Source organism: Streptomyces piniterrae (assembly GCF_005048155.1).
In the GTDB taxonomy this organism is placed as follows: Bacteria; Actinomycetota; Actinomycetes; order Streptomycetales; family Streptomycetaceae; genus Streptomyces; species Streptomyces piniterrae.
Window position 1 is genome coordinate 83,206 of the sequence record NZ_SUMB01000015.1, and the last position, 20,272, is coordinate 103,477.

Genomic DNA, 20,272 nt, shown 5'->3' on the forward strand with positions numbered 1-20,272 from the left:
CCGGTGCGCCGTGGGCAGGCCCTAGAACCCTCGGGTCCGCTTGGCCGCGCGGCGGCCCGCGCCCGCCTCTCCCATGGCCGGCGCCCGCAGGAACAGCCGGGCGATCTCGCTGCCGAGATTGACCCCGACGGCGATGGCCAGGGCCAGCGAAACGGCCCTGATCAGCGACGCGAAGCCGTCGAGCAGATTGCCCTGGGCGAAGTTGAGGAGCCCGAAGTACGTGGCGCTACCGGGCAGCAGCGGGCCGATCGCCGCCGTGACGTACGGCAGCGCGGACGCGTAGCGGTAGCGGGAGAGCAGCTGGCCGAAGAGGCCGACGAGGCCGGCCGCGATGGCGGTGGCGGGCACCGGGTCGAGGCGGGCGACATTGGCGAGGGCGCCGTAGACGACCCAGGCGACGCCGCCGTTCAGGGTCGCGACCAGCACGGTGTGACGTTCCTGCTGGAGCAGTACGCAGAACGCCACCGCCAGCAGCAGGGACGCGCTGAGCTGCACCAGCGGCTCGTTGTACTGCGCGAACACCTGCTGCGGGTTGATCGTCTTGAGGCCGGGGTTCAGCTGGAGCCCGACATAGAGCACGGTGAGCACGCCGACGACGATGCCGACGATGAGATAGCCGACCTCCAGCAGCCGGGCGGCGGCGGTGATGTAGTAGCCGGTCAGTCCGTCGTGCACGCCGGCGACCAGCGCCCGCCCCGGGATCAGCGCGAACAGCCCACCGGTGATCACCGCGGAGGCCTGCACGTTGGCGTGCACCAGGCCGAAGGCGACGCCCATCGCGGCCGGCGGCATCGCCGCGACCACGAACTGGTAGAACTCCGGCAGCCCGCGCCCGGACGCCAGCCAGGCCAGCCGGTCGCCCAGCATCGAGCCCGCGGCGGCCGCCAGGAACACCAGCAGCCCGCCGCCGACCAGCATCGACGCCGCGCCGGACAGCAGCCCGGAGGCCAACGTCAGCGCCCAGCTGGGGTACGGGTGCCGGTTACGCCGTATCTCGGCGAGGCCGCGATACGCCTCCTCCAGCGTGATGCCCTCGGAGGTGATGTCGTCCACGAGCCGGAAGACCGCGGACAGCCGGTTGTAGTCCACACCGCGCCGCCGCACCGTACGGCTCGCCGTCAGCGGATCGTCCACCAGCGACGGCTGGTACGAGATCGACAGCAGCGTGAAGGTGACGGTCGGCTCGACGCGCTCCAGCCCGTAGGCGTGCGCGACACCGAACATCGCGGCCTCGACGTCCTCGGCGCCCTCACCGCCGGCGAGCAGGATCTCTCCGATACGCAGCGTCAGGTCGAGCACACGGGGGACGGCGGGGCCGGCCTCCTCGGGGTGCTCGATCCGCTGCGGGATCGGCCGCTCGTGCACCGGCATCCGGAGCATGGTGCGCATCCGGTCCTGCCAGGGGGCTTCCTTGGTCAGGGTGACGATGGGAATGCCGTGCGGCGGCGTGAAGGCGTGTCCGGCGCCGGGCAGCGGGGTCTGGCCCGTGGTGCTGCCGGGCGGCGCGAACGCCGAGCCCTCATGCTCGGGCGGCGCTTCCGGACGCAGGCCCTCCGGCAGCGCGAACTCGGAGGTGGGGTGCTCGTCCTCGGGGAGCGGCGGATACGGCACGCCCAGCGGCGGAGTGAAGGCGCTGTGCGCCTCGTCCGACTGGGGCTTGCGGTCCTCCGAGGCACCGGCGTGATCGCCGATGCCGCTCGTACCGCGCTGTGGGTGTGGGTCCGACGCCACGTATCTTCGCCCTTCCGCTGCGCTTGGCCTGGGCCGCTGTGGGGGTACCCGTACGTTGCCCCGTGCGGCGCCGCCATTGTGCCTGCGGCACGCGGATACTGCTGCGCGGGGTCGCTGCGCTGGGCTTGGCCGTCTTGGTTCCCGCCGTTTTCGGCGGGGACGCTGCGCTTGGGCTGGGCCCGTCTTCGGCTTTCCCGCCGTTGTGGCCGGTGTGGGCTGTTGCCGCTGCGCGGGGCTTTTCGGCTGCGGTGCCGGAACTCAGGACTCCGTCATGAGTTCCGGCCCCTCCCGTGGGTGGGTGGTGGGAGATGGTGCGGCTTGCCGTACGCCGTCGGCTGCGGCTTGTGGGCCGGGAGCCGTGCCGTGCTGGGATCCGCCGGTGGTCCCTCAGCGGACCCCTCGGGGGTCCGGGGCCTGGCCCCGGTTTCGGGGTCCGGGGCCTGGCCCCGGTTTCGGGAAGGGGCGGGACCGGGGCAACGGACTCGTGCACGACGCCCCGCACCCGGCAACGCACCCCCACGCACCAGCCACCTCATCCGTCCCCACCCCAACGGGAGGGGACGGGCCGCGGGACGGAGTCGTGCGGCCCGTCACCGCACCCGACAGCCCCGCGCAGCGACCCCGCCCGCCGCAGGCGCAACGGCGCGACACCCCCACGCCGCGACAGGCGACAACGGCGAGCAACCAAGCCGGCCCAAGCCAAGCGCTAGCGCCTCGCGTGGCGGCCCCGCTCGCCAGCCGCCGTCACAGCCCCCGCCTTGCGGGACTTGCCGCGGGCCCGGAGGTATTCGATGGCGATCGGGATGACGGAGATCAGCACGATCGCGACCAGCATCGCCTCGATGTTCTTGTGCACGAACTCGACATTGCCCAGCGAGGCGCCCAGCAGTGTGACGCCGGCGCCCCACAGCGTGCCGCCGATGACGTTGAACGTGATGAAGGAGCGGTAGTTCATCCGGCTCACGCCCGCCACGATCGGCGTGAACGTCCGCACGATCGGCACGAAGCGGGCCAGGATCAGCGACTTCGGGCCGTACTTCTCGAAGAATTCATGCGCCTTCTCGACGTTCTCCTGCTTGAAGAGCCGGGAGTCGGGGCGCTTGAAGAGCGAGGGGCCGACCTTGCGGCCGAAGAGATAGCCGGCCTGGTCGCCGAGAACCGCGGCCAGCACCACCAGCGCGCACACCACCCACAGCGGCTTGTCCATCTTGTTCGTCGTCACCAGCAGCCCGGTGGTGAACAGGAGCGAGTCTCCCGGCAGGAAGAAGCCGATCAGCAGGCCGGACTCCGCGAAGACGATGACGAGGACGCCGATCAGGCCGAAAGTCGTGATCAGATAGTCCGGGTCCAGCCACTGGGGGCCGAGCGCGAGAGTGTTCACGGGGTGAAGGCTCCTGGGTCGAGGGCGCCGGATCGCGCGGTGCGACAGGGGTGCAGGCGCGGTGTGCGGCCCAAAGCTATCAACGCCAGGTGGGCCGCCATGGTTCCAGCCGCCCCCTCCCCGACCGCCGCCCGCCTCCTCCCCGCCCACTGGCCGCGCCCGCCGACCAGAGTGATGCTGGCCGTAGGGAGGTGCGCGGATGGGCATCGAGGATTACGGCGGCGGGCAGCAGACCCAGTCCGACGTCCTGGTGGTGACGACGAACGACGTCCCGGGGTTTCACGTGGAACAGGTCATCGGTGAGGTCTTCGGGCTGACGGTGCGCTCGCGGCACCTCGGCAGCCAGATCGGTGCGGGACTGAAGTCGATGATCGGCGGCGAGCTGCGGGGCCTGACCAAGACCCTCGTCGAGACCCGTAACCAGGCGATGGATCGGCTGGTGGAGCAGGCCCGCTCGCGCGGCGCGAACGCGGTCCTGATGTTCCGGTTCGATGTCACGGAGGCCGCTGAGGTGGGCACCGAGGTGTGCGCCTACGGGACGGCCGTGGTGATCGCGCCGAAGAGCTGAGCCCCGGAGGAGCTCTGGGCCACGGAGGAGCCCTGGGCCCCGGAGAAGCGCTGACCCCTGGGAGGAGCCGCCCGTACGGGCCGGAGGCGCGCTCTCCGGCCCGTACGGATCACTGGTGCCGCTCGGCGTTCGCGAGGATCGCTTCGCGCATGTAGACGGCCAGCCCCGGCTTGGCCTTGTCGATGTTCTCCGTGTACCGGTGGTCGGTCACGAACATCTCACCGAGGCAGGTGTGCAACTCGTGCCCGCACTCGTACATGTTGCGGCAGATCCCCTGGCGGTGTGCCTCGGCCACGTCCATGGCGGCCTCGGACTCCGGCCCGGTGCCGGCTTCCATCAGTGCGACGAAGCGACGGGTGAGCTCGTCGTTCTCCGCCTGGATCCGCTGCCAGTCCTCCTTGGTGTACGAGGCGGACCGGCGCTGCGACTCCTTGTAGGCGTCGCTGTTGCCCCAGCGCTGCTCGACCTCCTCGGCGTAGTCGTCCGGGTCGAAGTCCCCGAACACCTCGAACTTCTCCTCGGGCGTGAGGTTGATGCCCATCTTCCTTGCCTCCATCGCGTGTTCGACGGCGGCGGCCATCTCCTGGAGCTTGCCGATCCGTGCGGTCAGCAGGTCGTGCTGGCGCCGCAGATGTTGCTGCGGGTCCGCGTTCGGATCGTCCAGGAGAGCCGCTACCTCGTCGAGCGGGAAGCCGAGCTCCCGGTAGAACAGGATCTGCTGCAGCCGGTCCAGATCGGCGTCGCTGTAACGCCGGTGGCCTGCGTGGTTGCGCTCGCTGGGCACCAGCAGCCGGATCTCGTCGTAGTGGTGCAGCGTGCGCACGGTGGTCTTGGCGAACCCCGCCACCTGTCCTACCGAATAGCTCACTTCCGCGCTCCCTTCTCGGTACGCACTCCACGATGTGTCCTCACGTCACGTGAGGTGCAAGTCCGAATTCTGAAAGCCGGGTGAAGCGGACGATCCGGGGTGACATCCTGCGGCTCATGCTGGGGATAACAGATCTTTCTACGTATCTGGTGGGACTCGCGCTGATCATTCTGCTGCCGGGGCCGAACTCGCTGTACGTCGTCTCGGTGGCGGCCCGGCGCGGCCCGCGGGTGGCGTACCGGGCGGCGGCGGGCGTGCTGTGCGGCGACGCGGTGCTGATGACGCTGTCGGCGGGCGGGGTGGCCTCGCTGCTGCAGGCCAGCCCGGTGCTCTTCGCGATCGTGAAGTTCGCCGGCGCGGGCTATCTGACCTGGCTGGCGATCGGGATGCTGCGGGGCGCCTGGTCGCTGTGGCGCGGCCGGGCGGCGCGCACGGCCGGGCGCGGCGACGCGGACGGGGATGCCGCCACGCCGACAGAGCCGAAGGAGATCGCCGAACGGCCGTACCGGCGGGCCCTGGTGGTCAGCCTGCTCAACCCGAAGGCGATCCTGTTCTTCATCTCCTTCTTCGTGCAGTTCGTGGACCCGTCCTATGCGCACCCGGTGCTGTCGTTCCTGACGCTGGGCGCCTGGGCACAGCTCTTCAGCTTCACGTATCTGACGATCCTGATCTTCAGCGGGACGTTCCTGGCGGCCACCTTCCGCCGCCGCAAGCGGCTGACGGCCGGTCTGTCGGCGGGGGCCGGCGCGGCGTTCCTCGGCTTCGCGGCGAAGCTGTCGCTGGCCAGCGCGAGCGCGAGCTGAGCGCGGCGGTCCCGGCGGACGGGTGAGGGGTGGGTGGCGGGCGTGTGACGGTCCTGCGGGACGGCCACCCACCTGTCCCCTTCCACCGGCCGAACTTCGCAGGCCCCGCACCCCCTGTGCCCTTATCGTCGGGTTCCAGGAGGTACGTCCATGCCCACGCACGACGTGCATGTCGCCGTCATCTACTACTCCTCGACCGGCACCGTCGCCGAACTCGCCCGGCTGATCGCGGACGCCGCCGAGCACGCGGGCTCCGACGTACGACTGCGCCGGACCGGCGAACTCGCCCCGCAGACCGCCATCGACGCCAATCCCGCCTGGGCCGCCAACGCCCTCGCCACCGCCGACATCCTGGAGGCCACCCACGAGGACATGCTCTGGGCCGACGCGGTGATCTTCGGCTCCCCCACCCGCTTCGGCAACGTCTCCTCGCAGCTCAAGCAGTTCCTGGACACCCTGGGCGGGCTCTGGCACCACGGCAGACTGGCCGACAAGGTCTACAGCGGCTTCACCGCGAGCGCCACCCGGCACGGCGGCCAGGAATCCACCCTGCTCGCGCTCTACCAGACCATCCACCACTTCGGCGGCATCGTCATCGCCCCCGGCTACACCGCCCCGCAGAAGTACACCGACGGCAATCCCTACGGCACCTCCCACGTCGGAGGCCCGGACATCCCGGTCGACGACGACGCCCGCACCGCCGCCAGGATCCAGGCGGAACGCGTGGTGAAGTTCACCAAGGCCATCAAATACGGCCTCGCCCAACGGCAGTTGGCAGAGAGCCCCAGCCGATGAGTCTTCGAGGTGTCAGGGGTCAGTCCGCGTCCCCGGGGTGGGCTTCCTTCACCGCGTACGGGTTCTCCGCCCCGTCCGGCAGCACCCCCACAAACGGCTCCCCCTCGCCCGCGAAGACATACGCCCCGCCCTCGATCCGCTCGATCAGCCCCCGCGTCCACTCCGCGTCGCCGTCCGCGGAGTGCACCCACAGGTTCATGATCTCGCCGATATGGCCGAGCTGTCCGGGCCCCTCCTCGGGCGTGTAGTACTCGGTGACGGTGCTCCGCCACTCCTCCAGCGCCCGCACCCGCTGCCTGAGCAGCGCCACCGCCTCGGCGCGCGGCAGATCCAGGAGGAAGCCGATGCCCGCGCTCAGCACATCGGCCTTCTGGTCGTGCTGGGAGAGCGCGGCGCGCAGCAGCGTGAAGAACTCCGCCTCGCCGGCGTCGGTCAGCTCGTACTCGGTGCGCGGCGGGCCGCCGGCGGTGCTGGGCGCGATGTCATGGGCGTGCAGCAGCCCTTGCTTGGCCATCTGCTTGAGCGCGTGGTAGATCGAGCCCGGCTTGGCGTTGGACCACTCATGGGCGCCCCAGTACTCCAGGTCGTTGCGCACCTGATAACCGTGCGCCCGCCCGTGCTGGCGCACCGCGCCCAGGACGAGGAGACGGATAGCTGACATGCACGTCAGCCTATTCCCCGGGGCTCTCCCGCCGGATCGGAGCGGGGTTCGAGCGTCATCCCTTGGCGAGCGCGACCAGCTCGAAGGCCGTCTTCCCGTCCAGGGACTCACGGATGACGTCGGCGTGACCGGCGTGCCGGGCCATCTCCGTGATCAGGCGGAGCAGCAGCCAGCGCATCGACACCGCCTCGTCGTCCGGGAACCACGGCTGGTCGGGCAGCGGGAAGGTGTCGTTCAGGCTGGGCACGGACCGGATGAAGTCCTCGGTCTGCCGGGCGGCCTTGTCCCAGTAGGCGAGCGTCGACTCCACGGTCTCGTCGCCGACCAGCTGGAAGCTGTCGCCCCAGTCCTGCTCGGAGCGCTGGATGTCCGGGGCCACCTGCCGGGCCCGCGACAGCCAGCCCTGCTCGGTCTCCGCGACGTGCTTGAGCAGCCCGGAGAGCGAGAGCTCGCTGGCGCTCGGCCGGGTCGCCGCCTGCTCGTCGGTCAGGCCGAGCAGGGTCCGGCGGATGCCCCCGCGCTGTTCGTCCAGGAAGGCGAGCAGTGCGCCGCGCTCGTCGCCGTGAGCCTCTGCGTGTACGTGCATGACCATGGGGGCCACCTCTCGTGACATCCGTGTGCGGCCGGCTGCTCGCCGTCCGCCCTTCCGACATCACTCAAGCTACGAGCCCTTGCGGTCAGCTTCGGTCCGCAAGGCCGAGCGGATCAGGCGATCGGATCAGAACGGGAACTTGGACCGTCCGTGCTGGATGGAGACCCACTTCTGGGTGGTGAACGCCTCGACCGTGGACTCGCCGTTGAGCCGGCCGACCCCGGAGCACTTCTCCCCGCCGAAGGCGACCAGCGGCTCGTCGTGCACCGTGCCGTCATTGACGTGGATCATGCCGGTGTCGATCCGGCCGGCGATCCGCGCGCCGCGCTCCACATTGGCGGTGTGCACCGCGCCGCTCAGCCCGTAGGGCGAGTCGTTGGCGATCCGTACGGCCTCGTCCTCGCCGTCGAACGGCACCAGCAGCACCACAGGACCGAAGATCTCCTGAGTGTGCAGCCCGGAGTCGGCGGGCAGCCCGGCCAGCACGCTGGGCTCCACCAGGTTGCCTTCCGTACGGCCGCGCAGCAGCGCCGTCGCGCCCTCGGCGACCGCCCGGTCGACCAGCGCGGTCAGCGCCTCCGCCTGGAACGAGTTGATCAGCGGGCCGATCTGGGTCTGCGGGTCGCGCGGGTCACCGGTGCGCAGCGCCGCCACCTTGGCCACGAACTTCTCGGTGAACTCGGCCTCCACCTTGCGGTCGACCAGCACCCGGTTCGCCGCCATGCAGACCTGGCCCTGGTAGATGAACCGGCTGAAGACGGCGGCGTCCACGGCGTAGTCGACATCGGCGTCGTCCAGCACGATCAGCGCGCTGTTGCCGCTGAGTTCGAGGATGACGCGCTTGAAGTGGCCGGCGCTGACCGAGGCGACATGGCGGCCGACCTTGTCCGATCCGGCGAACGAGATCACCTTGGGCACCCGGTGCTCGATGAGCGCGTCGCCGATCTCCGCGATATCCGTGACCAGCACGTTGACCAGGCCGTCCGGGAGGCCGGCGTCCTGGAAGAGCTTGGCGATCAGTCCGCCGCCGGCGATCGGGGTGTTCTGGTTGGGCTTGATCACCACGGCGTTGCCGAGGGCCAGCGCGGGCGCCACCGACTTCATCGCGATCAGGAAGGGGAAGTTGAACGGGCTGATCACCGCGATGACGCCGACCGGGCGGCGGTAGACCCGGTTCTCCTTGCCGTCCACCGGGGAGGGCAGAATGCGGCCCTCCGGCCGCAGCGCGAGCTGTATCGCCTCGCGGACGAACTCCTTGGCGAGGTGGACCTCGTAGGCGGCCTTGGCGTGGGTGCCGCCCAGTTCGAGGACGAGCGCCTCGGCGATCTCCTCCTCGCGCTCCTCGATGAGCCGCAGCAGCCGTTCGATGACCTGCCGCCGGACGTAGGGATTGGTCTTCGCCCACTCTCGCTGCGCCCGCTCGGCCGCGCGGTACGCCTCGTCGACCTGGTCCACCCCGGCGACCGTGATGGACGCCAGTTTCTCCTGGTCGTAGGGGTTGAAGTCGATGATGTCCCACGAGCCGCTGCCGGCCCGCCACTCACCGTCGATGAACTGGTAGGCCAGGTCTGCGAAGAAGGACATGGCATCCCTACTCTGTGCGGCTCTGCTCTGCGGGGGGCTGATCCGGCGTCATCCTACCGGGCGGTCAGATGAGTTGGAGTAGACCACGCAGCAGATCCCTGCTCTGGGCGGGAGTTGGGCTGTCCTCCTGCAACCGCGTCATCGCTCGCTCGTACTGTCCGACCTCGTCCGGCTTGTCGACGTACAGGGCGCTGGTGAGCTGCTCCAGGTAGACGAGGTCGGAAAGGTCCGACTCCGGGAAGCGCAGCATCGTGAAGGAACCGCTCTCGCCCGCGTGCCCACCGAAGTTGAACGGCATGACCTGGAGCTGGACGTTGGGCCGCTCGGAGATGTCGATCAGATGCTGCAACTGGCCGCGCATCACGGACCGGTCGCCGTACGGACGGCGCAGCGCGGCCTCGTCCAGCACACAGTGCAACTGCGGGGCGCGCTCGGCTATCAGCAGCTTCTGGCGCTCCTGGCGCAGCGCCACCCGCCGCTCGATCTCGACCTCGGGCGCACCGGGCATGCCCCTGGCGACAACGGCGCGGGCGTACTCCACGGTCTGCAACAGCCCGTGCACGAACTGCACTTCGTAAGTACGGATGAGGGATGCGGCTCCTTCCAGACCTACATATGTCTGGAACCAGCCGGGAAGTACATCGCCGTAACTGTGCCACCAGCCCGCGATGTTGGCCTCTCGCGCCAGTGCGAGCAGCGCCTCACGTTCCCGCTCGTCGTTCACGCCGTACAGCGTGAGGAGGTCCTGGACGTCACGCGCCTTGAAGCTCACCCTGCCCAACTCCATGCGGCTGATCTTCGATTCGGATGCACGGATTGAGTAGCCGGCCGCCTCGCGGGTTATCCCCCGGGATTCACGCAGCCGACGGAGCTGCGACCCCAGCAGGATCCGCCGAACCACCGACCCGCTCGTCTCACTTGCGGACACCTTCAGACCCTCCTGCGCCCACCCCGCCCAACAGTGCGCCGAAGTCTGCCATGTTCGTGCTTCGTTGAGTGCTCATCCGGTTACTGATATGTGAGGTCCCTGCAGGCTCTCCACAAAGAGACGCAGGAAGAATTACGCCGGAATCCGTACAGCCTCCGCAATCAAGGCACGTGCACGTGCATCTGCCCTTGCATCTGGGGAACGCATTGGGAACCATGGGCTTCGCACGCATGCACGCTCGTGAAAGATCCGCCAGATCCGGCCATCCGGCCAGGGTCATGACGTCCGCGAACGCCAGGAGTGCCTCGCATGGGGACCAGGGTTTTGACCATGCTCGAGCCGTTATGGCAGGGCCTTCCGCCCATCGACCCCTTGAGCGTCTCCGGATCCGTCTCCTGCATCCTGCCGCCCCGGTACGAATCGGTCAGCGGTGCGCGGAAGTTCACCCGTGACACCCTTCGAGGCTGGGACCTGGACGAACTCTTCGACGGCGTCGGCCTGGTGGTCTCCGAGCTGGTCACCAACGCCCTGCGGCACGCGATCCTGGCCGCACCGGAACTCGCCGACGACACCCCGCCCGCCCGGCTGCATCTGATGCGCTGGTCCTCGCGGCTGGTTTGTGCCGTACGGGACCCGAGTGACGACTCGCCGGTCGCCGGGGAGGCCGACTCGGCCGCGGAGGGCGGCCGCGGGCTGTATCTCGTGGACTCCTTCAGCGACAGCTGGGGCTGGCACCCGATGTCCGGCACCTCGCCCGGCAAGATCGTCTGGGCGGTCTTCCGACTGCCGTAGCGCCCGACGGCGCTCCCGCCGGTCAGAGCCTGAGGGCCTGTCCTCGCACCCGGTCGGGATGCGAGGACAGGCCCTCAGTCGCGTACGAGGTGGTCGAACTCGCCGTCCTTGATGCCGAGCAGCATCGCCTCGACCTCGGCCGGCGTGTAGATCAGCGCCGGGCCGTCCGGGAAGCGGGAATTGCGTACCGCTACGTCGCCCCCGGGCAGCTTGGCGAACTCCACGCACGAGCCCTGGGAGTTGCTGTGCCTGCTCTTCTGCCAGGCCACGCCGTGGAGATCCGTTGCGGCCATGCCGTTGTATGCGTGGGGCACTGGAGTCTCCCGGTGATAACTGGTGTCAACTGCCCGGGATCATAGCTGCGTTCACATGCGGATGCATGCGCAGATGCACGTGCACGACAACCGGTGCCGGCCCGGTCACAGCTCGTCGAGCACCTGCCCCAAACGCTCCGTCACAATCGATCGCCATCCGCCACTCATGACGCGGTGCGCCTGCACCTGATACGGATCGTCGGGGTCGAATCCCTCATGCACGAGGAAGAGACGGGTGCCGCGACCTTCGGGTTCCAGGGTCCAGGTAATGGTCCAGTCCGCCAGGTTGCCCTGCCCCTCGCCGGCGTCCCGCCAGCGCAGCCGCAGCAGCTTCCCCCAAGCTCTTAAGGAGCAGGGGGGACCCCCATCGGCTCGAAAGCGGTCACCTCGGCGATGACGGTGCCGGAGAAGTTGCTGTTCGGCCGCGGCAGCGAGGTCATCTCGTACCGGTGACCGACCTCCAGCCTGAAGTCTCCGGGCATCAGCCACTGGGCGATCAGCTCGGGTTCGGTGAGCGCCCGCCAGACCTTCGCCGGAGGGTGCGGCAGGAACTGCGCGACGCGAACCGTCGTCAGGGCCGTCGGGTCGTCGGGGGTATCGGATGGGGGTCCCCCCTGCTCCTTAAGAGCTTGGGGGAGTCATCGCGCCTCGTCGTCGGGAATGCGGTCGAGCAGCTCGCCCAGGCCCGCGAGTTTCGTGCGCCAGAAGCGCTCGTACGGGCCGAGCCAGTCCTGGACCTCGCTGAGCGGCGCGGCCTCCAGGCGGTAGATCCGCCGGCGGCCGGCCCGTTCCTCGCTCACCAGCCCGGCCTCCCGGAGCACCTTCAGATGCTCGGAGAGGCTCGGGCGGCGCATCGCGAAGTGGTCGGCCAGCTGCTGGACGGGCTGCGGCCCCCCGTCCCGCAGCAGTCGCAGCACTTCGCGCCGGGTGCCGTTGGCGAGCGCCGCGAAGACCCGGTCCTGGCCGGATTCGGAGAGGGCGGCGGGCGGTGCGGGAGTGGCGTTCACCCCTCGACGATACGTAGGGAATTCCCTACCCGTCAACCGTAGGGCTTTCCCTACGCATAGCGCGTCACCTCGTCACATGGCCGTCGCATGGCAGTCGCGTGGCCCTTGCTTGGCCCCCCGCCGCGATCACCGCGCCGCGTACGGCAGCAGCGCCATCTCCCGGGCGTTCTTGATCGCGCGGGCCAGCTGCCGCTGCTGCTGGGCGGTGACCCGGGTGACCCGGCGGCTGCGGATCTTGCCGCGGTCGGAGATGAACTTCCGCAGCAGATCGGTGTCCTTGTAGTCGATGTAGGTGATCCCCGCCGCGTCGAGCGGGTTGGGGCGGGGCGTGGACTTCCGGCGCGGGTCGGGCCGACGGGGCATGAGATTTCCTTACGGGTACTGATGAGACCGGTTTTCCGGGGTATTCCGGCCGGTCACGAAACGGGGTCGAGGAGTGCGTCGAAGGCGGGCGGCAGGCTCTTCCACGCATGCGGCCCGCCCGCGTACTCCGCATCGGTGAGCAGACAGGACTCCAGCAGGGACGTGAGCCCCTCGCGGTCCAGTCCGGGCGAGGTGAAGACCAGGTGCTGGGCCCGGTCGCCGTGCTCGGGATGCCAGTCCAGCGCGGCCGCGGCCCGCCGCATCGGCGGCACCATCTCCCAGGCGGCGTCCGGCAGCGAGGCCAGCCACGGCCCGGCGTTCTCCACGCACAGGGCGCCGCCCGCCGCGTCCCAGGACAGCAGCGTGTCCGGCCGGTCGGCCAGCCAGAAGCGCCCCCGGCTGCGCGCGGCCGCACAGGTCAGGTCCTCCAGGGCGGCGTAGAGCCGCTCGGGGTGGAAGGGCCGGGTGCGCTGCCAGACGAGCGTGCCGACGCCGTCCGCTTCGGCCTCCTGCGGCAGCAGCGCACAGGCCGGGTGCTGGCGCGCCGCGGCGGCCTCCACATCGAACCCGGCCGTCGCGGCGGCCACCAACTCATCGGATTCGACATCGACCTGGCGCGCCATCGGGTGCAGCTGGGCGAGCAGTGCGAGGTCGGCCGCGTCGGCCTCCTCCTCGCCGGCCGCGAGCGCCAGCACCGGGGCGTACTCCAGCTGCCGTGCCCAGGTGTCCGCGACGGTGCGCTGGTCGGAGGCCGCGGCGGCGAGGCCCGCCTCGGCGAGGTCGTCGCCGCAGCCGAGATAGGGCAGCAGCAGCGCCGGATCGACGGCGGTGAGCACTCCCGTCAGCGCGAGATTCGCGCTTCCGCAGGAGGTGACCACCTCGGCCATCGCCTTCGGCTCGACCGAGTCCCACAGCTCGACGATCGCCAGCCGGCACGTTCGGCCGGCGGCCAGCCGCTCCAGCTCGGGGACGAGGTCCTCGCGCAGCGCGCAGCAGGCGCAGTCGTTGACCAGCGGGGCCTCACCGGTGTCCAGCGTTCCCCCGGCGTCCCGGACGGTCCGCCGGACGGTGCCCTCGACGGCCGAGGCGAGGTCGTGATGGAGGGCGACGCTGCCGGGGACGGCACGCAGCAGCCGCTCGACGGCGATCTTCCGCGCATCGGAGTGCAGGCCGCCCACCAGCACGACGTTCAGCCGGTCCATCAACGGTCCTGACGCTTGCCGTAACGGCGCTCGAACCGCTCCACGCGGCCGGCGGTGTCCATCACCCGGGCGGTGCCCGTGTAGAAGGGATGGCTCGCCGAGGAGATCTCGACGTCGATGACCGGGTAGGTGTTGCCGTCCTCCCACTCGATCGTCTTCTCACTGGTGGCGGTCGAACGGGTCAGAAAGGCGTAGTCGGCGGCCCGGTCGCGGAAGACGACGGGCCCGTACGCGGGGTGGATTCCGGACTTCATCGGGGCTCAGCGCTCCTCTCGGAAGGTGACATGACGGCCGGCGACCGGGTCGTACTTGCGCAGTTCCAGTCGGTCGGGGTCGTTACGGCGGTTCTTGCGGGTCACGTAGGTGTAGCCGGTGCCGGCGGTGGACCGGAGCTTGACGACCGGGCGTAGTTCGTTGCGGGCCATGCGGGTAGTATACGCAAATGAATTCCATTTTCAATAAGGCCTCCCAGGGGGCCCCGACCGGAAGGACCGCACCTTGTCCGCCCACTGCCAGCTGACCGGCCGCAAGCCGGGCTTCGGCAAGTCCGTCTCGCACTCGCACCGCCGCACCTCGCGCCGGTTCGACCCCAACATCCAGCGCAAGCGCTACTGGCTGGAGAGCGAGGGCCGGCACATCCGGCTCACCCTGAGCGCCAAGGGGATCAAGACCGTGGACACGATCGGGATCGAGGCGGCCGTCGCCCGGATCCGCGCACGAGGGGAGAAGGTCTGATGGCCAAGCAGAGCAAGATCGCCAAGAATGAGCGGCGCCAGGTGATCGTCGCCCGCTACGCGGCCCGCCGGGCCGAACTCAAGGCCGTCATCCGCAATCCCCGTACGTCCGACGAGGAGCGCATGGCTGCCCAGCGCGAGCTGTCCCGCCAGCCGCGGGACGCCAGCGCCACCCGCGTCCGCAACCGCGACAGCGTGGACGGCCGCCCGCGCGGCTACTTCCGCGCCTTCGGACTCTCCCGCGTACGGCTGCGCGAAGAGGCCCACGCCGGGTATCTGCCGGGCGTCCGAAAGTCCAGCTGGTAGGCCGACCGCGGCAACGCCACCGGGCGTCCGGAGCTCCCGGTCGCAGGCCCCGACCAGCCGTCCGGCCCGGGTTCACCCCCCGGGCCGGGCGGCCGGACCCTTCGGGTAATACTGGACAGACCGTCCACCCGGACGCCCGTCCGCAGCCCCGACGAAAGCGAGCGCGCCTTGCTCCGCAACGCCTTCGAGCCCTGGCACCTGATCCTGATCATCGCCGTCCTGGTCCTGCTCTTCGGCTCCAAGAAGCTGCCCGACATGGCACGCGGTCTCGGCCGCTCGCTGCGCATCCTGAAGTCCGAGGCCAAGGCCCTCAAGGACGACCGCCAGGACTCCCCCGCCGCCCGCTGACCAGCGAACTCAGCTGTCGCCGCCCTCGTCGATCAGCCGCCGCACCTCACGGTCGACCAGTCCCAGCCGGGCCTCGGCGACCAGCGGCACCGCCCGGCGCTGCCGCCGCGCCTCGGCCGGGTCGATGTCGACGGTGACCAGCGCCGGCTCCCACTTCGGCGCCTGCGCCACCACCGCGCCCCTGGGGTCCACCACCCGCGAACCGCCCCAGAACGTCGCGCCGTGCTCGTTGCCGACCCGGTTGACGAACACGACCCAGCACTGCAGCATCCGCGCCGTGTAGGACAGCAGCGTCTCCCAGTACAGCTCGGTGTCCATCGCCTCCGGGTCCAGGCTCGCGGCACTGTTGGTCGGCACGAACAGCACCTCGGCACCGTCCTGCACCGCCAGCCACGGCAGCACCGGCTGCCAGGCGTCATTGCACACCAGCGTCGCGCCCCGGCCCCCGCTGGCCGACTTCGTCAGGTCGTACGCCCGCATCGACTGCCCCGGGCTGACGTGCTTGCGCTCCTCCCAGGCCAGGTAATTCGGCAGGTAGAGCTTGCGGTGCGCGTGCACCAGCGCACCGTCCGTGTAATGCGCGCAGGTGTTGTAGGCGCGCAGTGAGGTGTGCTCATGGAAACCGACCAGCACATCGGGGCCGATCGTGCTGAGCTCCAGCAGCCGCGGATCACGCGACTCGATGGAGGAATCGCGCTTGAGCGCGCCCAAGTGATAGCCGTGCAGGCTCAGTTCGGGAAACACCACGAGATCGGCGCCCTGGGCCGCCGCCTGCTCTATCTGCTCGTGGGCGTGGCCGACGTTCTCCGCCACCTCGCCCAGCACACAGTCCGTCTGCGCCAGCGCTATGAGCATGGCCCACACCTCACCCATTGGGCACTTTTACGACCTTATTCACAATTTTGCCAGAGGTGAGGCACTACGGCCTAGGCGCGCGCGGCACGGTTTGACCAGCACTTTCGAGCGCTGCGAGGGGCCGGCCCCGGGGGCGGGAGCGCCTGACCCCTCCCCACGACCGGCCGCAGGCCCGGCGGGCCGTCGATCTACGGGACACGCCCCAACAGGCCGCAAGGCAACCGGAGTTGCCGGAAGCGCCACCGCTCGCCTCTGCCGCCATCCCCGCACCCGGCCGTTCATGCCGACCACTACGACCGGAGCCGCGCCGCCGCCGTACCGCCGATGCCCACCCGCCCCACTTCAAACCCCCTGCGAAGATCAGTCCCACCAACGAGCGAATGAACGATCCTTCCCGTGCCGGACCCGGCCCTCACGCGTTGATCCACACGGTCCGCCGTACGGCCCGCCGGGCAGCTTCCAGCCGCAGCGCCCCGCGGCAGGCGTACGACGGCAAGCGGTCGGGTCGTCCGCTGATGCCGACGGCCGCCCGACCGGGCGCGCACAGGCCGAGCGGCCCGCCGGATCCGCTCGGCCGGCCGCCGAGCCCCTGTCCCGCCGCCCGCTCAGCTCCGGCGCGCGCGACGCAGCAGCAGCGTCCCGACGAGCACCAGTCCCCCGCCCACACCGGCCGCCACGCCCATCTGTCGCGCCCCGGTGGACGCCAGCAGCGCCGACCCCGCCGACGCCCCCGCCCGCGCCACGGCCCCCACCCGCGGCGCCCGAGCGGAGTGCGCCGCGCGCCGGTCCGCTTTCCAGCCGGCGCCCGGCAGCCGCCCGTCCCGCGCATGCCTCCCGGCCTGCGTACGCGACGGCCCGTTTCTGCACGGGTCCCCCATGGCGGGGTGGAGCAGCTCCGCCCAGTCGACGGTGCCGCCGCAGGAACCGACCGGCCCTCGTGCCGGCGGCCGAACGGAATGACCGCCCGGCATCCCGGGAGAATGCGCGGCGCCCCTTTCCGCTCCGGTATCCGCGTATCCAGGACCGCCACTCACACCGAGAATCCCCAGGACCGCCGCCGCGACGAGCACACATTTCCTCGGGCTCCGGCTCAGGCTCTGTCGCATGTCTCATCTCTCGTCTGCACTCGTTGCGTACGGGCCCCGCACATCACCCGCTCGGCGTTCCAAACGGCGGCACGGACCCGGCGTTTGATGTCCTGAGCCGTCCTCGGAATCAGCAATCCGAAGAGCGAGCCGACGTCGTCCTCGGCCTTGGAATTCGGCTTGGCCTTGTCCCCTGCCCTTGGCCGGAATCCCAGACACGGGCATGCAAGGTGCCCCGGATAAGCCCGAGTTCGACGCGCCGCCACCCGTTGTCATGGCCTGCGGCCGGCGCAGCGGTAATTCCGACCGACTCCGACCGGCCCCGACCCATGAGGCCGGCACCGCCGCGCTCGCCATCCTCTTTTCCTCATCAGCAAACCCTTCGGGAGAAGAAACCCTCGCGCGGGAGCCCCGTTTCACCAACCCGCCACACGGACCCGAGTTCCGCACCGCCGGCAAACCGCCCGATTGCCACACGCGCCCATGCCCCGATCAGATGCACCGTCACGTATTCTCCGGCGCGCGGAACAACGAGGTCAGACGGGCCATTCCGAGCCGAATACGAAAACCGCGAGCCAGTGAGCCATTGCGGCCCGCCGATGACCTCCACAGGGTGGCCCTGAGCCCTTCGCTCACCACGGAACGGAGCCCGCCATGCGCATGTCCCGGAAGACCGGTCTGCTGGTCTCCAGCGCCGTCTGCGGCGCTCTGGCCCTGGGTGCCGCGGGCACCGCCCTCGCGTCCATCGACGACACCCCGGCCCGGCCCGGCGGTGTCACCGCGTCGGACGCCCCGCTGCCCGAAGCCGAGTCGATCGCCGAGCAGGCCCGGTCCCTGGCCCTGGCCTCCGGGGTCCTCAAACCCGTAACGGACCTGATCACCTCGGTCCTCGGTGTCCCCGGCGGGAAGCTCTGGCCCGGCCAGGCCGACCGCCTCGCCACCGCCGTCAGGGACGCCGTCGACGCCGCCCGGCAAACCTCGCCCGCGCCCCCCGTGGTGCCGCTCGTCACGCCCGCCGCCCCTGCGGTGCCGCCCGCCTCGAAGCCCGACAACGGGAGGCGGGCGAAGCCCGGCGGGGCCGCCGCTCTCAAAGAGAACGCCCTGGCCGCCCTCCAGACCAGGGCGGACGCGCTGCTCAAGGCGTCCGCGGCGGGAGATCCGGCGGCGATCACCCGCGCCCTCAGGGCGACCGTCGCCGGTCTCGTCAACGTCCTCGTCAGCACCACGCTCGGCAGCGGCCTGCCGGCCCCCGACCTTCCGGGCCTGCCCGCCCTTCCCCAACTGCGCGGCGAAGTGCGCTGACCCCGGAATTCCACCCGTCGGGAGACGCCCGGTGGCATGCCAATGCCCTGGCAACCCCATCAATCTCGCAAGGGCATTGGCATGCGTCCCTCCACACAACCTCTATAACGAGCCAATACGGCATACTTCAGTAACGAGCGAATAACAATGCCCCGCCCCAGGGCCCGGCCTTCCCCCGCAGCACTCACCTTTCGATACACCTTGCTCCGGAAAATATGACCAACCCACAACGACAGGCCCGTCCGCACCCGTTTCCCCGCACAACCCACACCCCGATCCGTCCCGCAGATCGGGGTGGTGGCAAGAGATATACGAATGTAATTCACCGGTAGGAGGAACTACCCGGCGTCCGGTCGCCGCTTTTCGGTCTCCGGTCTCCGGTCTCCGATTTCGGGTTTCCGCGGCGCTCGCGAATGGCCAGCGAAGTTCGCGTGTCTACCCGATTTCTACCGCTTCCCGACCGGCTTCGCGACCGGCTTCGCGACCGGCTTCGCCATCGACTTCCCGGCCGGCTTCCCCCCGAGCAGCGGAACCTTGTTGGCGACCTTTTTGGTGGCATTCTTGGTGACACCTGCGGCACCACCGATCAGATTGTCCCGCTCATCCTTGACGGCATGCGCCGCGCCGGCGACCGTCTCGACCACCGGCTGGATCTGTTCGGCCTTCAGTTGATCGCCGCTCAGCGTGCCAGTCAGTCCACCGGCAAGGTTCGTCTTCGGACCGCCGGTCGGGCCCGCGAAAGCCGGGGTGGCCACGGCGAGTGCGATAACGGAGCCCGTGAGAACCGCGGCAGACTTCGCGTACTTCACTTTGAACTGTCCCTTCTCGGGTGATGCCTGACGGGACCGCGACTTCCGCGCCGCGAGAGCATCGACTTGGCGGCTCGGATCACCGCTTCCCCCTGATTAACGAGTCCCGCCGCCCGGGGAAACTCAGGAGTTCTCAGCTCCTGCCAATCCCACCCGAAAGGTGCGTGCCGTTCGCGATTATCATGCCCGATAACGCGCGCCGCCCGGCCCCGGTGCACATGGTTTGCACACCGTGGCCGGGCCGGAAGGAGGCGACTTTGTTAACGGCCAAAGCCGTGGCCGTGCCCATGGCCGTGGCGGTGGTGGCCACGACCGTGGTGAGAGTCGTTGATGCAGACGTTGCCGAACGCCGGGTTGAGAATCGCGATGAAGTTGATGGTGTTACCGCAGACGTTGATCGGGATGTTGATCGGCACCTGAACGACGTTGCCGGAAACGACACCGGGCGAGTGCACGGCGGTGCCCCTCGCATCCGCGTCAGCGAACGCGGGCACGGAAGTGCCGACTGCCATGAGCGTGCCGGCAGCGACCGCGGCGACCTTTGCGTACTTCACTTTCAGCCCTTCCTGCAGCGGGTGAGTAGCGAACACGACGGTCGTGCCGCACGGGCGGGAACCTGCCCGCCCGTAACTCCGCTGCCGATATTGGTAACGTTTTCTCCGCGCCGACGAAACTCCCATGGGGAAGTTTTCGGAGGAATCGCCCGAAAGAAGCAAGGGCGTTTCGGCGGATCTCCGCCGCGGTTCATCCGGCGATGCAGCAGGATGAATATGAATTGCTGTCTAATGATGAATCAAGAATTTCGACTCCCCTGGCGGCGGTGCGCACTCCGAACGCATGAGAAGAATGTGTGGAAATACCTACCGGCCGGTGGGCGACAAAAGGCCCGCCCAGACAGCGGGCGGGCCTCTACCGCTAGGCAGCGGTCACTTGTTGATGCACTTGTTGCCGAACGCCGGGTTGAGCAGCGCGATGAAGTTGGCGGTGTTGCCGCAGACGTTGATCGGGATGTCGATCGGCACCTGGACGACATTTCCGGAGACCACACCGGGGGAGCCCACCGCGTGACCGGAGGCGTGGGAACCATGGCCACCGCCTCCGGCGGCGGCGGCGCCGGCACCGCCGATGACCGCAATTCCTGCGGTGGCGCACAAGGCAACGGCCTTGGAGAAAATCTTCACGGCTAACCTCTTCACTGAGCAGCGTTTCAGGACCTTTTACGCGCCGCCTGGAGCGACAGCTTG

Annotated in this window: 25 protein-coding genes and 2 pseudogenes; 8 read left to right on the top strand and 19 right to left on the bottom strand. The window is 69.6% G+C overall.

Annotated features, from left to right (window positions below; translation table 11 throughout):
* Window positions 1-21: 21 nt before the first annotated feature.
* Complete coding sequence (locus FCH28_RS33320; RefSeq protein ID WP_136743956.1) at window positions 22-1,731, bottom strand: threonine/serine exporter family protein; 1,710 nt, start codon at window positions 1,729-1,731, stop codon at window positions 22-24.
* Between the two features lie 706 nt (window positions 1,732-2,437).
* Complete coding sequence (locus FCH28_RS33325; RefSeq protein ID WP_136743957.1) at window positions 2,438-3,112, bottom strand: DedA family protein; 675 nt, start codon at window positions 3,110-3,112, stop codon at window positions 2,438-2,440.
* Window positions 3,113-3,311: 199 nt separating this feature from the next.
* On the opposite strand from FCH28_RS33325, the gene FCH28_RS33330 reads away from it, so the two are divergent.
* Window positions 3,312-3,680, top strand: a complete 369-nt coding sequence (locus FCH28_RS33330; protein ID WP_136743958.1) for a YbjQ family protein — start codon at window positions 3,312-3,314, stop codon at window positions 3,678-3,680.
* A gap of 109 nt (window positions 3,681-3,789) precedes the next feature.
* Here FCH28_RS33330 and FCH28_RS33335 read toward each other — a convergent pair whose 3' ends face one another.
* Window positions 3,790-4,548, bottom strand: a complete 759-nt coding sequence (locus tag FCH28_RS33335) for a MerR family transcriptional regulator (RefSeq protein ID WP_136743959.1) — start codon at window positions 4,546-4,548, stop codon at window positions 3,790-3,792.
* Between the two features lie 116 nt (window positions 4,549-4,664).
* Here FCH28_RS33335 and leuE point away from each other — a divergent pair, with 116 nt between their 5' ends.
* Together leuE and wrbA are read left to right on the top strand one after the other, a co-directional pair.
* Window positions 4,665-5,351, top strand: coding sequence for a leucine efflux protein LeuE (gene leuE, locus FCH28_RS33340; protein WP_136743960.1), 687 nt, complete (start codon window positions 4,665-4,667; stop codon window positions 5,349-5,351).
* 150 nt (window positions 5,352-5,501) lie between these two features.
* On the top strand, window positions 5,502-6,146 hold the full coding sequence (wrbA, locus tag FCH28_RS33345; RefSeq protein ID WP_136743961.1) for an NAD(P)H:quinone oxidoreductase: 645 nt from the start codon (window positions 5,502-5,504) through the stop codon (window positions 6,144-6,146).
* A 19-nt stretch (window positions 6,147-6,165) separates the two neighbouring features.
* On the opposite strand, the gene FCH28_RS33350 is transcribed toward wrbA, so the two are convergent.
* From FCH28_RS33350 to FCH28_RS33365, 4 genes are all read right to left on the bottom strand, one after another.
* A complete protein-coding gene (locus FCH28_RS33350; RefSeq protein WP_136743962.1) occupies window positions 6,166-6,807 on the bottom strand; it encodes a PadR family transcriptional regulator in 642 nt (213 codons plus the stop codon).
* 55 nt (window positions 6,808-6,862) lie between these two features.
* A complete protein-coding gene (locus FCH28_RS33355; RefSeq protein WP_136743963.1) occupies window positions 6,863-7,399 on the bottom strand; it encodes a DinB family protein in 537 nt (178 codons plus the stop codon).
* A 126-nt stretch (window positions 7,400-7,525) separates the two neighbouring features.
* Complete coding sequence (locus FCH28_RS33360) at window positions 7,526-8,983, bottom strand: aldehyde dehydrogenase family protein (RefSeq protein ID WP_136743964.1); 1,458 nt, start codon at window positions 8,981-8,983, stop codon at window positions 7,526-7,528.
* Window positions 8,984-9,047: 64 nt separating this feature from the next.
* On the bottom strand, window positions 9,048-9,911 hold the full coding sequence (locus FCH28_RS33365; RefSeq protein ID WP_136743965.1) for a helix-turn-helix domain-containing protein: 864 nt from the start codon (window positions 9,909-9,911) through the stop codon (window positions 9,048-9,050).
* A 309-nt stretch (window positions 9,912-10,220) separates the two neighbouring features.
* Between FCH28_RS33365 and FCH28_RS33370 the strand changes: the two genes are divergently transcribed.
* Window positions 10,221-10,703 carry an ATP-binding protein gene (locus FCH28_RS33370; RefSeq protein WP_136743966.1) on the top strand — a complete coding sequence of 161 codons (483 nt, stop codon included), beginning with the start codon at window positions 10,221-10,223 and terminating at the stop codon, window positions 10,701-10,703.
* Between the two features lie 74 nt (window positions 10,704-10,777).
* Here the strand turns inward: FCH28_RS33370 and FCH28_RS33375 are convergent, their stop codons facing one another.
* From FCH28_RS33375 to rpmG, 7 genes and pseudogenes are all read right to left on the bottom strand, one after another.
* Window positions 10,778-11,017, bottom strand: a complete 240-nt coding sequence (locus tag FCH28_RS33375) for a DUF397 domain-containing protein (RefSeq protein WP_136743967.1) — start codon at window positions 11,015-11,017, stop codon at window positions 10,778-10,780.
* Between the two features lie 105 nt (window positions 11,018-11,122).
* Window positions 11,123-11,592, bottom strand: a pseudogene (locus FCH28_RS33380) (SRPBCC family protein).
* A 63-nt stretch (window positions 11,593-11,655) separates the two neighbouring features.
* Window positions 11,656-12,024 (bottom strand): ArsR/SmtB family transcription factor, encoded by a 369-nt coding sequence (locus FCH28_RS33385; RefSeq protein WP_136743968.1) that lies wholly within the window; start codon window positions 12,022-12,024, stop codon window positions 11,656-11,658.
* 126 nt (window positions 12,025-12,150) lie between these two features.
* The gene (rpsR, locus tag FCH28_RS33390; RefSeq protein ID WP_136743969.1) at window positions 12,151-12,387 is read right to left on the bottom strand and encodes a 30S ribosomal protein S18; all 237 of its coding nucleotides are present in this window, start codon (window positions 12,385-12,387) and stop codon (window positions 12,151-12,153) included.
* 53 nt (window positions 12,388-12,440) lie between these two features.
* Window positions 12,441-13,589, bottom strand: coding sequence for a GTP-binding protein (locus tag FCH28_RS33395; protein WP_136743970.1), 1,149 nt, complete (start codon window positions 13,587-13,589; stop codon window positions 12,441-12,443).
* Window positions 13,589-13,843: a type B 50S ribosomal protein L31 gene (locus tag FCH28_RS33400; RefSeq protein ID WP_136743971.1), complete on the bottom strand. Its 255-nt coding sequence runs from the start codon at window positions 13,841-13,843 to the stop codon at window positions 13,589-13,591. Before FCH28_RS33400 ends, FCH28_RS33395 begins: the two co-directional genes overlap by 1 nt.
* Window positions 13,844-13,849: 6 nt before the next feature.
* Complete coding sequence (gene rpmG / locus FCH28_RS33405; RefSeq protein ID WP_052861459.1) at window positions 13,850-14,014, bottom strand: 50S ribosomal protein L33; 165 nt, start codon at window positions 14,012-14,014, stop codon at window positions 13,850-13,852.
* Between the two features lie 73 nt (window positions 14,015-14,087).
* Here rpmG and rpmB point away from each other — a divergent pair, with 73 nt between their 5' ends.
* The 3 genes from rpmB to tatA all read left to right on the top strand — a co-directional run bounded on the left by rpmB (window position 14,088) and on the right by tatA (window position 14,977).
* Window positions 14,088-14,324: a 50S ribosomal protein L28 gene (rpmB, locus tag FCH28_RS33410; RefSeq protein WP_136743972.1), complete on the top strand. Its 237-nt coding sequence runs from the start codon at window positions 14,088-14,090 to the stop codon at window positions 14,322-14,324.
* A complete protein-coding gene (gene rpsN, locus FCH28_RS33415; RefSeq protein ID WP_136743973.1) occupies window positions 14,324-14,629 on the top strand; it encodes a 30S ribosomal protein S14 in 306 nt (101 codons plus the stop codon). Before rpmB ends, rpsN begins: the two co-directional genes overlap by 1 nt.
* 168 nt (window positions 14,630-14,797) lie before the next feature.
* Window positions 14,798-14,977 (top strand): Sec-independent protein translocase subunit TatA, encoded by a 180-nt coding sequence (tatA, locus tag FCH28_RS33420; RefSeq protein WP_136743974.1) that lies wholly within the window; start codon window positions 14,798-14,800, stop codon window positions 14,975-14,977.
* A gap of 9 nt (window positions 14,978-14,986) precedes the next feature.
* Here tatA and FCH28_RS33425 read toward each other — a convergent pair whose 3' ends face one another.
* Both FCH28_RS33425 and FCH28_RS33430 read right to left on the bottom strand, forming a co-directional pair.
* On the bottom strand, window positions 14,987-15,832 hold the full coding sequence (locus tag FCH28_RS33425; RefSeq protein ID WP_136744088.1) for a nitrilase-related carbon-nitrogen hydrolase: 846 nt from the start codon (window positions 15,830-15,832) through the stop codon (window positions 14,987-14,989).
* Window positions 15,833-16,437: 605 nt separating this feature from the next.
* Window positions 16,438-16,938, bottom strand: coding sequence for a chaplin family protein (locus tag FCH28_RS33430; protein ID WP_136743975.1), 501 nt, complete (start codon window positions 16,936-16,938; stop codon window positions 16,438-16,440).
* Between the two features lie 633 nt (window positions 16,939-17,571).
* Here FCH28_RS33430 and FCH28_RS33435 point away from each other — a divergent pair.
* Complete coding sequence (locus FCH28_RS33435; protein WP_136743976.1) at window positions 17,572-18,219, top strand: hypothetical protein; 648 nt, start codon at window positions 17,572-17,574, stop codon at window positions 18,217-18,219.
* 446 nt (window positions 18,220-18,665) lie between these two features.
* On the opposite strand, the gene FCH28_RS33440 is transcribed toward FCH28_RS33435, so the two are convergent.
* From FCH28_RS33440 to FCH28_RS33450, 3 genes and pseudogenes are all read right to left on the bottom strand, one after another.
* Window positions 18,666-19,028 (bottom strand): hypothetical protein, encoded by a 363-nt coding sequence (locus FCH28_RS33440; RefSeq protein WP_136743977.1) that lies wholly within the window; start codon window positions 19,026-19,028, stop codon window positions 18,666-18,668.
* A gap of 323 nt (window positions 19,029-19,351) precedes the next feature.
* Window positions 19,352-19,582: pseudogene (locus tag FCH28_RS33445) on the bottom strand (chaplin); the annotation flags it as partial.
* A 372-nt stretch (window positions 19,583-19,954) separates the two neighbouring features.
* Window positions 19,955-20,203, bottom strand: coding sequence for a chaplin (locus FCH28_RS33450; RefSeq protein WP_425472059.1), 249 nt, complete (start codon window positions 20,201-20,203; stop codon window positions 19,955-19,957).
* Between the last annotated feature and the right edge of the window lie 69 nt (window positions 20,204-20,272).

Excerpts from the sequence above, each read along its gene's own strand:
- FCH28_RS33330 (WP_136743958.1), top strand. The coding sequence starts at position 3,312 with ATGGGCATCGAGGATTACGGCGGCGGGCAGCAGACCCAGTCCGACGTC.
- leuE (WP_136743960.1), top strand. The coding sequence starts at position 4,665 with ATGCTGGGGATAACAGATCTTTCTACGTATCTGGTGGGACTCGCGCTG.
- wrbA (WP_136743961.1), top strand. The coding sequence starts at position 5,502 with ATGCCCACGCACGACGTGCATGTCGCCGTCATCTACTACTCCTCGACC.
- FCH28_RS33350 (WP_136743962.1), bottom strand. The coding sequence starts at position 6,807 with ATGTCAGCTATCCGTCTCCTCGTCCTGGGCGCGGTGCGCCAGCACGGG.
- FCH28_RS33355 (WP_136743963.1), bottom strand. The coding sequence starts at position 7,399 with ATGGTCATGCACGTACACGCAGAGGCTCACGGCGACGAGCGCGGCGCA.
- FCH28_RS33360 (WP_136743964.1), bottom strand. The coding sequence starts at position 8,983 with ATGTCCTTCTTCGCAGACCTGGCCTACCAGTTCATCGACGGTGAGTGG.
- FCH28_RS33370 (WP_136743966.1), top strand. The coding sequence starts at position 10,221 with ATGGGGACCAGGGTTTTGACCATGCTCGAGCCGTTATGGCAGGGCCTT.
- rpsR (WP_136743969.1), bottom strand. The coding sequence starts at position 12,387 with ATGCCCCGTCGGCCCGACCCGCGCCGGAAGTCCACGCCCCGCCCCAAC.
- FCH28_RS33395 (WP_136743970.1), bottom strand. The coding sequence starts at position 13,589 with ATGGACCGGCTGAACGTCGTGCTGGTGGGCGGCCTGCACTCCGATGCG.
- FCH28_RS33400 (WP_136743971.1), bottom strand. The coding sequence starts at position 13,843 with ATGAAGTCCGGAATCCACCCCGCGTACGGGCCCGTCGTCTTCCGCGAC.
- rpmG (WP_052861459.1), bottom strand. The coding sequence starts at position 14,014 with ATGGCCCGCAACGAACTACGCCCGGTCGTCAAGCTCCGGTCCACCGCC.
- rpsN (WP_136743973.1), top strand. The coding sequence starts at position 14,324 with ATGGCCAAGCAGAGCAAGATCGCCAAGAATGAGCGGCGCCAGGTGATC.
- FCH28_RS33425 (WP_136744088.1), bottom strand. The coding sequence starts at position 15,832 with ATGCTCATAGCGCTGGCGCAGACGGACTGTGTGCTGGGCGAGGTGGCG.
- FCH28_RS33430 (WP_136743975.1), bottom strand. The coding sequence starts at position 16,938 with ATGCGACAGAGCCTGAGCCGGAGCCCGAGGAAATGTGTGCTCGTCGCG.
- FCH28_RS33435 (WP_136743976.1), top strand. The coding sequence starts at position 17,572 with ATGCGCATGTCCCGGAAGACCGGTCTGCTGGTCTCCAGCGCCGTCTGC.